At 58.9% G+C, this 12,396-nt stretch carries 13 protein-coding genes; 3 read left to right on the top strand and 10 right to left on the bottom strand.

Annotation, left to right across the window (positions count from 1 at the left end; genetic code table 11):
- Positions 1-258 precede the first annotated feature (258 nt).
- The gene (locus ACFQ95_RS14720) at positions 259-2,175 is read left to right on the top strand and encodes an ATP-binding cassette domain-containing protein (protein WP_422832112.1); all 1,917 of its coding nucleotides are present in this window, start codon (positions 259-261) and stop codon (positions 2,173-2,175) included.
- 142 nt (positions 2,176-2,317) lie between these two features.
- On the opposite strand, the gene ACFQ95_RS14715 is transcribed toward ACFQ95_RS14720, so the two are convergent.
- The 7 genes from ACFQ95_RS14715 to ACFQ95_RS14685 all read right to left on the bottom strand — a co-directional run bounded on the left by ACFQ95_RS14715 (position 2,318) and on the right by ACFQ95_RS14685 (position 8,647).
- Complete coding sequence (locus ACFQ95_RS14715; RefSeq protein WP_422832111.1) at positions 2,318-3,400, bottom strand: protein-glutamate methylesterase/protein-glutamine glutaminase; 1,083 nt, start codon at positions 3,398-3,400, stop codon at positions 2,318-2,320.
- Positions 3,401-3,414: 14 nt separating this feature from the next.
- Positions 3,415-4,125 carry a chemoreceptor glutamine deamidase CheD gene (cheD, locus tag ACFQ95_RS14710; RefSeq protein ID WP_422832128.1) on the bottom strand — a complete coding sequence of 237 codons (711 nt, stop codon included), beginning with the start codon at positions 4,123-4,125 and terminating at the stop codon, positions 3,415-3,417.
- A gap of 119 nt (positions 4,126-4,244) precedes the next feature.
- Positions 4,245-5,102 (bottom strand): CheR family methyltransferase, encoded by an 858-nt coding sequence (locus tag ACFQ95_RS14705; RefSeq protein ID WP_422832110.1) that lies wholly within the window; start codon positions 5,100-5,102, stop codon positions 4,245-4,247.
- Between the two features lie 5 nt (positions 5,103-5,107).
- Positions 5,108-5,587 carry a chemotaxis protein CheW gene (locus tag ACFQ95_RS14700; protein ID WP_422832108.1) on the bottom strand — a complete coding sequence of 160 codons (480 nt, stop codon included), beginning with the start codon at positions 5,585-5,587 and terminating at the stop codon, positions 5,108-5,110.
- Between the two features lie 56 nt (positions 5,588-5,643).
- Entirely contained in the window at positions 5,644-7,755 is a 2,112-nt protein-coding gene (locus tag ACFQ95_RS14695; protein ID WP_422832107.1) for a chemotaxis protein CheW, read from the bottom strand.
- Positions 7,756-7,790: 35 nt separating this feature from the next.
- Positions 7,791-8,153, bottom strand: coding sequence for a response regulator (locus tag ACFQ95_RS14690; protein ID WP_422832105.1), 363 nt, complete (start codon positions 8,151-8,153; stop codon positions 7,791-7,793).
- A 50-nt stretch (positions 8,154-8,203) separates the two neighbouring features.
- Positions 8,204-8,647, bottom strand: a complete 444-nt coding sequence (locus ACFQ95_RS14685) for a hypothetical protein (protein ID WP_422832104.1) — start codon at positions 8,645-8,647, stop codon at positions 8,204-8,206.
- 171 nt (positions 8,648-8,818) lie between these two features.
- Between ACFQ95_RS14685 and ACFQ95_RS14680 the strand changes: the two genes are divergently transcribed.
- On the top strand, positions 8,819-9,931 hold the full coding sequence (locus tag ACFQ95_RS14680) for a response regulator (protein WP_422832102.1): 1,113 nt from the start codon (positions 8,819-8,821) through the stop codon (positions 9,929-9,931).
- Positions 9,928-10,557 carry a response regulator gene (locus tag ACFQ95_RS14675; protein ID WP_422832100.1) on the top strand — a complete coding sequence of 210 codons (630 nt, stop codon included), beginning with the start codon at positions 9,928-9,930 and terminating at the stop codon, positions 10,555-10,557. The genes ACFQ95_RS14680 and ACFQ95_RS14675 overlap by 4 nt, the downstream gene beginning before the upstream one ends.
- A gap of 10 nt (positions 10,558-10,567) precedes the next feature.
- Here the strand turns inward: ACFQ95_RS14675 and fliR are convergent, their stop codons facing one another.
- From fliR to fliP, 3 genes are read right to left on the bottom strand one after another with little or no spacing between them, the layout of a single operon-like run.
- On the bottom strand, positions 10,568-11,338 hold the full coding sequence (gene fliR / locus ACFQ95_RS14670) for a flagellar biosynthetic protein FliR (protein WP_422832098.1): 771 nt from the start codon (positions 11,336-11,338) through the stop codon (positions 10,568-10,570).
- A 35-nt stretch (positions 11,339-11,373) separates the two neighbouring features.
- On the bottom strand, positions 11,374-11,643 hold the full coding sequence (gene fliQ, locus ACFQ95_RS14665; RefSeq protein ID WP_422832096.1) for a flagellar biosynthesis protein FliQ: 270 nt from the start codon (positions 11,641-11,643) through the stop codon (positions 11,374-11,376).
- 18 nt (positions 11,644-11,661) lie between these two features.
- A complete protein-coding gene (gene fliP, locus ACFQ95_RS14660; RefSeq protein WP_422832126.1) occupies positions 11,662-12,375 on the bottom strand; it encodes a flagellar type III secretion system pore protein FliP in 714 nt (237 codons plus the stop codon).
- Positions 12,376-12,396 lie beyond the last annotated feature (21 nt).

Below are 12,396 nucleotides of genomic sequence, written 5' to 3'. Positions count from 1 at the left end.
ACATCAAAACCAACCAAACCCAGCACCCCAACCAATCACAAACTTGTTCGTCATCAGCCGAGCCCTCGACTATAACACCTTTTGAACCAACAACGCAAGAGGGGCAGAAAAAGACAGGAAGAAGTTGCCCTACATGGCCGTGGGTTGCCCACCAGCTCCTTTACCTCTGCATGTCTCTATATAAGAGAAGGCGTTGTCCTGGGGGCAACGCCGGTGGCCAAGTGTCGTTCAAGCTGCACAGCCGATAATCCCTCCACAATGGCACTTATCACCTTACTAGACGCGCAGCTGGCCTTCGGCCACGTCCCTTTGCTGGACCACGCAAACTTTTCCCTGGAATCAGCCGAACGAGTAGGCCTGATTGGCCGCAACGGCGCTGGGAAGTCATCCATGCTCAAGATCCTTGGAGGACTGGAGCGCCCTGACGATGGAACACTGCAGGTTCAACAAGGCGTGCGCATCGCCTACGTGGCACAGGAATCAACGATTGACCCGGCATTGAATGTCTTTCAGGCGGTCAGTGCCGGATTGGCCAAAGTGATTGCCATTCGAGATCTGTATCTCTCCGGCGCTGACGGCGTCGACCTCGACGCCTTGCAATCACAAATCGAAACCTATGACGCATGGAACTGGGAAAACCGTGTTGATGAAACGCTGCAGCATCTCCACCTGGACCCCAACGCCTTGATTGGCAGCCTCTCTGGCGGAACCAACAAACGTGTCGCCTTGGCCCAAGCGCTGGTGACCAAGCCAGACGTCTTGCTTCTGGACGAACCAACCAACCACCTGGACCTGGACTCCATCGAGTGGCTGGAGGACTTGCTGGTCGACTTCAAGGGCAGCATCGTCACCATCACCCACGACCGCAGCTTCCTCAACCGTGTCGCCACCCGCATCGTGGAGCTCGACCGTGGCAAGCTGAGCTCCTACCCCGGCAACTTCGAGCAATACGTTGCGCAGAAGGATGAACAGATGGCGCAGGAAGCCATCATCAACGCCAAGGCCGACAAACTACTGGCCCAGGAAGAGGTCTGGGTCCGCAAAGGAGTGGAAGCCCGACGCACCCGTAGCCAAAGCCGCATTGGCCGCTTGGAGGCGCTGCGCGCCTCCCGCGCGGCCCGGCGCGACGCCGTCGGCCGCGTGAACATGGACGTGGCGTCCGGCCAGAGTAGCGGCAAGATCGTGGCTGAGTTGACAGAAGTGAGCAAAGCCTTTGGCGACAAGGTGATCGTCGACAAGTTCAGTGGCGTGATTCTGCGTGGTGACAAAATAGGCTTGCTAGGGGTCAACGGCGCCGGCAAGACGACCTTGCTGAAGCTGATCCTGGGCACCTTGCAGCCCGACAGTGGCACGGTGCGCCAGGGAGCGAACTTGCAAATCGCCTACTTCGACCAGATGCGCAACAACCTCGATCTGGACGCCACGCTGGAAGACTTCATCAGTCCCGGCAGCGAGTGGATTGAGATCGGCAACCAGCGTAAACACGTGAAGAGCTATTTGAGCGACTTCCTGTTCTCTCCCGCACGTGCCAACTCCCCTGTGCGCTCGCTTTCGGGTGGCGAACGCAACCGCCTGCTGCTGGCCCGGCTGTTTGCGCGCCCGGCCAACGTGCTGGTGCTGGATGAACCAACCAACGATTTGGACATCGACACCCTCGAATTGCTGGAAGAGCTGCTGCAGAACTACGACGGCACCGTGTTTCTGGTCAGCCATGATCGCGCCTTCCTGGACAACGTGGTCACCGACATCATTGCCCACGAACCCGACGAGCGCCCTGGCTTCTGGCGCGAGTACGAGGGCAGCGTGCAGGACTGGCTGATCCAAAGCAAACGCGCGCGCGCCATCGCCGACAACAACAAAAAGGCTGAACCCAAGCCTGCCACGCCGGTTGCCGCACCCGAGGCCGAGGCAAAGGCCCCTGCCGCCGCCGCCACTCCAGCCGCACCGGCGGCCAAGGCGCGCAAGCTCAGCTACAAGGAACAACGCGAGTTGGACGCCCTACCCGCTGAAATTGCCGCACTGGAGACCGAACAGGCCTCGATCACAGCCGCGCTGGCTGATGGCAAGTTATACGCAAGCGACGGTAGCCGCGCCAGCGCCATGGCGCAACGCAGCAGTGAAATTGACGACCTGCTGATGCACGCCCTGGAACGCTGGGAGGCTTTGGGCGGCTGAGTCACACCAATGCGCAGACAGCGTGCCTATCAATATTGATAGCGACTTGCGCTGATGTAGATTGCCTGAAACGGCAAAAAAACATCAAATAAAAAGGGCACTGTCTTTTCAGATAGTGCCCTTTTTGCTGGAAAGCACAGCCTCAAATCCGGTTGTGCAAACGATCACCACTGGCGCCAATCTTGGCCAGCAAGGCGGGCGCGATCTTGTCGAGTGGCAAGACCTCATCGGCTGCACCATGCGCAATCGCCTCACGCGGCATGCCAAACACCACACAACTCGCCTCATCTTGCACAAAGTTGTAGCTGCCTTTATCGCGCATCTCGCGCATGGCCTTGGCTCCGTCGTTGCCCATGCCGGTCAGCATGATGCCGTAGGCATTGCGCCCCACCACGGCGGCAGCCGATAGAAACAGCACTTCGACCGAAGGTTTATGGCGGTTCACCGGCTCGGTGTCTTCGACAACAGCCACGTAGTTGGCACCGCTACGGCTCACACTGAACTGCCGGCCGCCAGGCGCAATGTAGGCGTGTCCCGGCAGGATACGTTCGCCATGCACCGCCTCTTTCACCGTGATCTGGCACAAGCCGTTCAAACGCGCGGCGAAGCTGGTGGTGAAGCCAGGAGGCATGTGCTGTGTGATGACAATAGCCGGTGCATCGGCGGGCATCTTCAGCAGCACTTCTTTGACGGCCTCGGTGCCACCGGTAGAGGCGCCAATACAAATCATCTTCTCGGTCGATACACGGCCCAGCAGGGTGGCCGGCCTCGCAGCAGCCGGCGCCGCAGCCCCCGGTGCGGGCGCAGGCGCTCGCTTGAACTTGGCGACCGAAGCCACGCGGATCTTTTCGACGATCTGGGTCGCCAGATCGTTTAATCCACTGGCCAGGCCTATGCGTGGCTTGGCCACAAAATCGACCGCCCCCAGCTCCAGTGCACGCAAGGTGACTTCGGCGCCCTTGTCGGTCAACGTGGAGATCATCACCACCGGCATGGGGCGCAAACGCATCAGCCGGCCCAAAAAATCGATGCCGTCCATGCGTGGCATTTCCACGTCCAGCGTGATCACATCCGGATTCAGCTCGCGGATGATCTCGCGCGCAATCAGCGGGTCGTTTGCGACACCTACACACACCATGTCGGGCTGTCGGTTGATGATTTCTGTCAACAAACTGCGCACCAGCGCAGAGTCATCTACCACTACGACTCTGATCTTACTCATCACCACACCCCCTCAAACTAAAACAGATCCACCGACCCGCCCGAAGTGCTCTTGGCCAGGGTGGCAGCATTCCCCTTGCGCTCAATGGCGGCCGTGTCGGGATGGGCGTGGGCCAATCGCTTCACCATGGCCTTGCCAGTGACGGGGAAAAAACAAACCTTGCGCGGATAGATATCCAGCACATCCTGCGACAACAGCGGAATACGCTCCGTCTGCAGGTAGTCGATTACAAACTGCGTGTTGCGTTCACCCACATTCATGGTGGTGAAGTTGCTCATCACCGCGCCACCGCCAAAAATCTTGGCCTGCAGCGACTCGCGCCTTGCGCCCGATTTCAGCATCTCATTGATCAGCAACTCCATCGCATAGGAGCCGTAGCGGCCCAGACCCGTCCCATCGTCACCGTCGGGCAGCATGAAATGGTTCATGCCGCCGACACGCGCATGCGAATCCCATAAACAAGCCGCAATACACGAGCCCAGCACGGTCATGATGACCAGGTTTTCGTCAGAAACAAAGTGCTCGCCGGGCAAGATCTTGACGGCGTTGTATTGGAAATGGTGGTCAAAAAAGAAGAACGAAGCCTCCCCCGGCTTGCGCTTGATGGCCTTCAACTCATCGATGGTTGACGTCCGCGCCTCCGCATAAGACGAGCGCACAGGCGAATTCACCCGCGCACCCGCGCGCCTCTCCGGGATGGGGCCGTTGGTCAAAACGCCCGCCGCCATCCGCTGCGCTAGCGTCGGCCCACCGGTTCTAGGAATTTCCATGGTCGTTGGCACCCACTCAATTTAAAACTCTGTAGCCAAACCAGTCACAACTCGTCATTAAACGCCGTCAAGCGCCCTTACAGCCGTTCGTACACCGTCTTGCCACGCAAGGCAAACAAATCGCGCGACTCGCTGAAATTTTCCGCATGGCCGACAAACAACATGCCGCCAGGCTTCATCACCCGGTGAATACGCTCCAACACCGCTCGCTGGGTAGGCGCGTCAAAATAAATCATCACGTTGCGGCAGAACACGGCATCGAACTGGTCACGGAACGGCCAGTCATTCTTGATCAGGTTGACGATCATGAAATCGATGAAACGCCGCACTTCAGGCTTGGCGCGGATCAGCCCGGTATTGCCGCCCTTGCCACGCAGGAAAAACTTCTGCAGCCGCTCGGGGCTCATGCCCTTCAAGTTATCCAGCCGGTAAATGCCTTGAGAGGCCGTGGCCAACACCTTCGAATCGATATCGCTGGCCGACAACTTGAACTGCGCGTTCGCCCCCAAGGTTTCAATCGCCGTCATGACAATCGAATACGGCTCTTCACCCGTAGAAGCCGCGCTGCACCAGACACTCCAAGGCGTTCCTACAGGCTTGGATTTAAGCAAGGTCGCAAAAATCTCGAAATGGTGCTGCTCGCGGAAAAAGGCCGTGAGGTTGGTCGTGAGCGCATTGATGAACTCCTGCCATTCAGGACCATCGGTATGCTCCAGCCAACCCAGGTAATCACGAAAGCTGGTGTGCCCGGTGTCGCGCAAACGCCGCGACAAGCGGCTGTACACCATGGCGTGTTTGCCTTCGTGCAGGTTGATGCCTGCGCGCTGATAAATCAGCGACCGGACGCGGGTGAAATCGGCGTTCGTCCAGACAAACTCGCGTCCTTCAGGCGAAACGCCACCGGACTCTGCCGCGCTGACAGCCGTGGAAGCCATGGTTCTTACGGGGCCACCAAGCCCATGTCAGTGCCGGACATCAAACGTTCGATGTCCAGCAAAATCAGCATCCGCTCACCCAGCGAGCCCAAGCCCAGAATGCAGTCGTTGTTGACGATGCTCTCGATATCGGGCGCGGTCTTCACGTTTTCAGGCTGCAGTTCCAGCACGTCGCTCACCGAGTCCACCACGATGCCGACAATGCGGCTGCCGAGGTTCAGGATGATGACCACGGTCAAACTGCTGTAGTCCGCTTCCGAACAGTTGAACTTCAGGCGCATGTCGACAATCGGCACAATCGTGCCGCGCAAATTCACCACCCCTTTGATGAAGGGCGGCGCATTCGCAATACGCGTGGGCGCCTCATAGCCCCGGATCTCCTGCACCTTCAGGATGTCGATCCCGTACTCTTCCTGGCTCAGACGAAACGTCAGGTATTCCCGCGCGGTTGCCGTCAAGTCACCCGCCTTTTCTGCTGCTCCCATGGAGTCTCTCCTTCACTTCAAGCTAGCGAACTAGCGTACATGTTTGAGCCAAAAAATCAGTGGCGCGAACGGCGCACCAAGGCACCGATATCCAGAATCAGCGCCACCTTGCCGTCGCCCATGATGGTCGCGCCCGATACGTTCGCCACCTTTTGGTAGTTCGACTCCAGGTTCTTCACCACCACCTGGTGCTGGCCCAGCAACTCGTTGACCAACAAGGCCACACGGCTACCCTCGGACTCCACCACCACCATGATGCTGCTGTTCTTGTCATCGGCCGAGCGCGGCACCTGGAACACCCGCTCCAGCTCGATCACGGGCATGAACTCTTCCCGCACCTTCACCAACTGCGAGCCTTGCGCCACGGTGCTCACGGCTTCGTCGTTCACTTGGAACGACTCCACCACCGACGAAAGCGGCAAGATGTAGACCTCGTCGCCCACGCTCACCGACATGCCGTCCATGATGGCCAGTGTCAGCGGCAAGCGCACGGACACCTTCATGCCCTGGCCTTCGTTCGACTCGATGTCAACCGTGCCGTTGAGCGCCGCGATGTTTCGCTTGACCACGTCCATGCCAACACCGCGACCGGACACATCGGTCACGGTTTCTGCGGTGGAGAAGCCCGGCGCAAAAATCAGTTGCCAGACTTCTGCGTCAGACATGGAGTTGCTCACATCCAGGCCGCGCTCGCGCGCCTTGGCCAGAATCTTCTCGCGCGACATGCCACGGCCATCGTCGCGCACGTCGATCACAATCGAGCCGCCCTGGTGCGAGGCCGCCAGCGTGATGGTGCCATGCGGCGTTTTGCCGGCGGCAATACGGTCTTGCGGCATTTCCACCCCGTGGTCGCAACTGTTGCGGACCAAGTGGGTCAACGGGTCAGTGATCTTTTCCACCAGTCCCTTGTCGAGTTCGGTGGCTTCACCTTGCGTCACGAACTCAACCTTCTTGCCCAGCTTGTTGGCCAGGTCGCGCAGCATGCGCGGGAAGCGGTTGAACACGATGGACATCGGAATCATGCGAATCGACATCACCGACTCTTGCAGGTCGCGCGTGTTGCGATCCAGATCGGCCAAACCGGCAAACAGCTGCTGGTGCAGCGCCGGGTCAAGCCCGTGACTGTTTTGCGCCAGCATGGCCTGCGTGATCACCAGTTCACCCACCAGGTTGATCAGTTGGTCAACCTTTTTCACGTCCACACGGATGGTGGTCGCTTCCAACTGGGTCTGGCTGCCGCCGGCTTTGCCGCCAGCGGCCTCGGCTTTCGCCGCTGCGGCCGGTGCTGCGGCCGGCGCAGGTGCTGCGGCTTCCACAGGGCCACCGGGCGCACCCGAGAAAAAGCCATATTCTTCGCCCGGCGCTACCGGCGGGCCTGCGGGCTCCTCGGGCGGTTCGGTGATATCGCGGATGTGAACCAACTCGCGTTGCACATGGAAGATGAAGAGGTCGAGCAGATCTTCGTTGGTCGAACTGGTGGTCGCCTCGAACAGACGCATGTCTTTGCGTTCAGTGGGCAAGGCCCTGACAGTGCCCAAGCCAGGAATGTCGCGGAACAGATCGGTGATCGCGTCGGCCTGCTCGGGGTGCTCCATCGGGCCTATGCTCAGTTCCAGCAAACGAGAGCCTTCAGGCGGCCGTGGCGATGCGGCCGCAACGGGCGCGGGAGCAGGCGCAGCCACTACTGGGGCTGGGGCAGGGGCAGCCACGGTGACCGGCGCTGCTGCGCCTTCACCGGGAACTTCGCCAGCCACCAAAGAGGCAATGCGCTTCACCAACGCCGAGGTGGAAATCGCCTCACCCTCACCACCGGCTTGATGGCGTGCGAGCAAGCTGCGCGAAGCGTCGGCCGACTCCAGCAGCGCGTCCACCATAGGCGGAATCATCTTCAACTCGTGGCGCCGCAGGCGGTCGAGCAAAGACTCCATCTGGTGGGTCAACTCGGCCACATCGGCGAAACCGAAGGTTGCAGCGCCACCTTTGATGGAATGTGCACAACGGAAAATCCCGTTGAGCTCTTCATCCCCGGTTTCGGCCGGATCGATGTCGAGCAACATCTGCTCCATCTGATCCAGGTTCTCACCCGCTTCTTCAAAAAAGATTTGATAGAACTGGGTGAGGTCAAAGTCTGCCCCACCCCCGGATGAATCGTGCTGCGTTTCAGCCATACTGACTCCTGTTATGCGACGCGGGCCACGTTGGCTCAGCGGATGACCTTCTTGATCACTTCGATCAAGCGGGTCGGATCAAAAGGTTTCACCAGCCAGCCAGTGGCACCCGCCGTTTTACCGGCTTGCTTCATCTGGTCACTGGACTCGGTGGTCAAAATCAAAATCGGAATGGTCTTGAAGCGGGCGTCCTGACGCAGCAGGCGGGTCAGGCCCAGCCCGTCCAGGCGCGGCATGTTCTGGTCGGCCAGCACCAGATCGATGTTGTTCGCTTGCGCTTTTTCAAAGGCGTCCTGACCGTCCACCGCCTCAATCACCTGGTATCCCGCACCAGTCAACGTGAAAGACACCATCTTTCGCATAGAGGGTGAATCGTCAACGGCAAGTATCGAATGCATGAAAGGCTCCAGCAAATTGGAAAGTATTCAATCAAAACTACACAAGTGGCTCAGAAAAGCTCGATGGAGCCAGCCTCCATCTCGCTTTGCGTCACCGGATTGGGACGGTCAGCAGGAACCGTTTCGAACGGCGCGGGCTCTTCACCCTCCTCATCGCCCATCGTCTCTACCGCCAGCTTGGCTGCACAGCCTTGCAGCAATTTGGTCGTGTGCACGATCAATTGCGACGCCATGTCCTGAAATTGGAGTTCTGTTACAGCGGCACGCAGGGTTTCACGCATGTCGTCAAGCTCGGCCAGGTTCTGCAACGCAGGCACAGACATTTGTTGGTGGGCGATGTCGAAGCGCAACATCAGGTTTTCCATGGTGTGGCTCAACAAGCCTTCGAGACGACCCAGATCGTGCATCACGACCAACAGCGCATCCTGCACCTCCGCCACCACCATGACTGGTACCTGAACGGATGGTTCTGACGATGAAAGGTCTTTTTGCATGTATTCTCCGAGGCACCGGTAGTCCATGGACAGAATTCTCGGGATCAGTCCTGATATTAATTCCATTTGACAATTTGTTACCCCGTGGTCAGCAAAATTCCAGCCGAAACCTGCTCTTACAGCTGCACTTTCGCCTCACAGACAACAAATGACCGAGCCACTGTTCCTTTCATGAGCGCCCCACCCTCGTCCCCCGCCATTCGAATGTTACATCTCGAGGACTCAGAGGTGGACCATCAACTGGTCAAGCACGCACTGCGTCGCGAGGGCATGCTGTTTAGTATCGTTCGAGTGGACACACTTGATGAGTTTGAAGAACAGGTGGAAAGCCAGCCTTTTGACGTGATCCTGGCCGATTACCGGCTCCCAGGGTTTACCGCTATCGACGCATGGAACACGTTACGGCAATCCAAACAACTGCCACCTTTTGTGCTGCTCTCGGGCGCGATTGGTGAGGCTGCGGCGGTAGATGCCATCCGGCTCGGCTTTAGCGACTATCTGCTCAAGGACAACATCAATAAGTTGGGCCACGTCATACGGCGCGCCATCGAAGTGACGGAAACCCGTCGTGCCAAAGAAGCCGCCGACATGGAACTGGCCGCCTCCGAGCGCCGCCTGGGCGAATTGGCCGAGCACTTGCAAACCTCGATCGAGCAAGAGCGCGCAGCCATCGCACGAGAGGTCCACGATGACATAGGCGGCGCCTTGGCGGCGGTGAACCTGGATCTGGCCTGGCTGGCGCGGCACCACCGCGATGCCACCTCCGCGGCACACATCACCTCCGCCATGGAAATGCTGCAACACGCACTCGGTGCCAGCCAGCGCATCATGATGGATTTGCGCCCGCCCATTCTGGACCAGGGCCTGGTGGCGGCAGTGCAGTGGCTAGGGCAGTCGTTTCAAAAGCGAACCGGTATTCCCGTGGTCTTTCATGCCAATCACGAAAAGATCCAGATCAGCAAAGCGATTCAACTGGTGGCCTATCGCACCGCCCAGGAAGCCTTGACCAACATCTCCAAACACGCGGCGTGTAGCGCCGTCCAAATGGAATTGTCCGACCACGAGCAGGTGCTGACACTGGAAATTTCCGACAACGGCGCCGGCCTGAGCAAGCCAGCCCTCGACAAGCCCAAGGCGTTTGGCTTGCGCGGCTTGAGCGAGCGCGCCAAAACAGTGGGCGGCTGGCTGGACATCAGCAGCCGCTCCGGCAGCGGCACCTCCATCATTCTCTCCATCCCCCTGTCTCCCGATACGACAGACACCACCAGCGGAAGCGCCTCATGATCCATGTAGTTCTTTGTGATGACCACGCGGTGGTGCGCCGTGGCGTACGCGACATGTTGTCCGAGTCCCCAGACATCGAAATCACCGGCGAAGCCGCCAGTTATGCCGAGGTGCGCGACGTGTTGCGCACCAAGCCGTGTGATGTGCTGGTGCTGGACCTGAACATGCCTGGCCGAGGTGGCCTGGAAGTGCTGGCCACGCTGCGCGAAACCGAGTCGCCCATCAAGGTGCTGGTGGTATCGATGTACCCCGAAGACCAGTATGCGATTCGCTGCCTGCGTGCGGGCGCACAAGGTTATGTGAACAAGGCGTCCGACCCCGAGCAACTGCTGGCCGCCGTGCGCACCATCATGCAAGGGCGCAAATATGTGACGGCAGAGGTTGCGCAGATGCTGGTGGAAAGCCTGTCCAAACCGGTATTGGATGCGCCCCATGCCGCGCTGTCGGAGCGCGAGTTGCAAACGCTTTTGAAAATTGCCTCGGGCAAACGCCTGTCAGACATTGCGGAGGAACTGATGCTGAGCCCCAAGACCGTGAGTGTTTACCGCACCCGCGTGCTCGAAAAGCTCAAGCTCACCAACAACGCTGAATTGACGGTCTACGCGATCCGCAACAACCTGGTCTAGCGCCGTAGCGCTAACGGGTCGCGCTGAAAAGATCAATCATCTTCTGCATCAGCGACAACACTGGCTGATCAAGCATGGGCAATGTGGCCGTCAGGCCGATCAAGCCCATGGCCAGCGTGATGGGAAAACCAATCGCGTAAATGTTCATCTGCGGCGCCACCCGGGAGACAATGCCCAACGTCAGGTTGACAAACAGCAGCAAACCAATCATCGGCAGCGCAATCCACAACGCACTGGAAAACAACTCGGCACCCAAGGTGTAGAGCTTCACCTGCGCCAGCATGGTGAGGATGTTGCCGTCGGTAGGAAAGGCATCGAAACTCTTGATCACCGCCAGCAGCACCATCAAGTGGCCATTGATCACCACAAACATCAAGGTCGCCATGTGCCCCAGGAAGCGCGACACCGCGCTCACTTGCGCGTTGCTTGAGGGATCGAAGAAGGCCGCGAAGTTCAAGCCCATCTGCAAGCCCACCAGCTCACCGGCCAACTCCACCGCGGCAAACACCAGGCGCACCGCAAAACCAATCGACAAGCCCACGCCTACTTGCTGCAGCACGGCACCCACGGCTTGCGGGCTGTTGATGTCCACGATAGGCTGGCCCACAAGGCTGGGTTGCGCGGCCAGGGAAATGAAAAAGGCCAAGCCAATCTTGGTGCGCATGGGAATGGCGCGAAGCGAGAACACCGGCGCGGCGGTGAACAGCGCCAGCACCCGGATAAAGGGCCAGAGCAATGGCGACAACCATGTCACCAGTTGGGCTTCGGTAAAGGTCAGCACGGGCTCAACCTAGCGCTTGCCGAAAGGGCACGGCGCTACAACACCAGCGATGGAATGGACTCAATGGTGCGGCGAATGTAGTCCACCAAGGTGCTCAGCATCCATGGGCCGGCCAGGGCAAACACCAACATGGCGGCCAGCAGCTTGGGCACAAACGACAAGGTCGCTTCATGGATTTGCGTGATGGCCTGGAAGATACTGACCAGCAAGCCGACCACCAACACGGCGGCCAGTACCGGCGCCGACACCATCAGCAACAACCACAAGGCCTCCTGGCCTTTGGTGAGCACCATTTGAGAGTTCATATCCGCACCTGACGTGGTTTATGTGGCAAAGCTGGCTGCCAATGAGCCAATCAACAGATTCCAGCCATCCGCCAGCACAAACAACATGAGTTTGAACGGCAGCGCCACCAGCACGGGCGACAGCATCATCATGCCCAGCGACATCAACACACTGGCGGTCACGATGTCGATCACCAGAAACGGGATGAAGATCATGAAACCAATCTGGAATGCCGACTTGAGTTCACTGGTCACAAACGCCGGCACCAGCACGCGCAGCGGTGCGTTCTCGGCCGTGACCGAAGGGTCGAGTTTGGCCAAGCGGGAAAACAGCGAAAAATCAGACTGGCGGGTTTGCTTGAGCATGAACTGGCGCACCGGTACTTCACCCTTCTCCACCGCCTGCTCAAAAGTCAGCGTGTTCTGGGTGTAGGGCAGGTAGGCATCCTGGTAAAGCTTGTCCAGCGTTGGGCCCATGACAAACAGCGTCAGGAACAACGACAAACCAATCACCACCTGATTCGGTGGCGCGGATTGTGTGCCCAGCGCCTGGCGCAGCAAGGACAACACAATCACGATGCGTGTGAACGCGGTCATCATCAGCAGCACAGCGGGAAGGAATGACAGCGCGGTGAAAAACAGCAGGGTCTGGATAGGCACCGAATAACTCGTGCTACCGCTGCCAGAGCCAATCATCAACGGCAATGCGCCGTTGTTTTGCGCATAAGCGCTGCCCGACAGCACCAGTGCCATGCCGGCAACCCCACCCCACAC

It is taken from the genome of Variovorax sp. HJSM1_2, from assembly GCF_049316285.1.
Classification (GTDB): Bacteria; Pseudomonadota; Gammaproteobacteria; order Burkholderiales; family Burkholderiaceae_C; genus Rhodoferax_B.
Note: the sequence above shows the minus strand (reverse complement) of the source record. Positions and strands in the feature narration are given on the sequence as shown.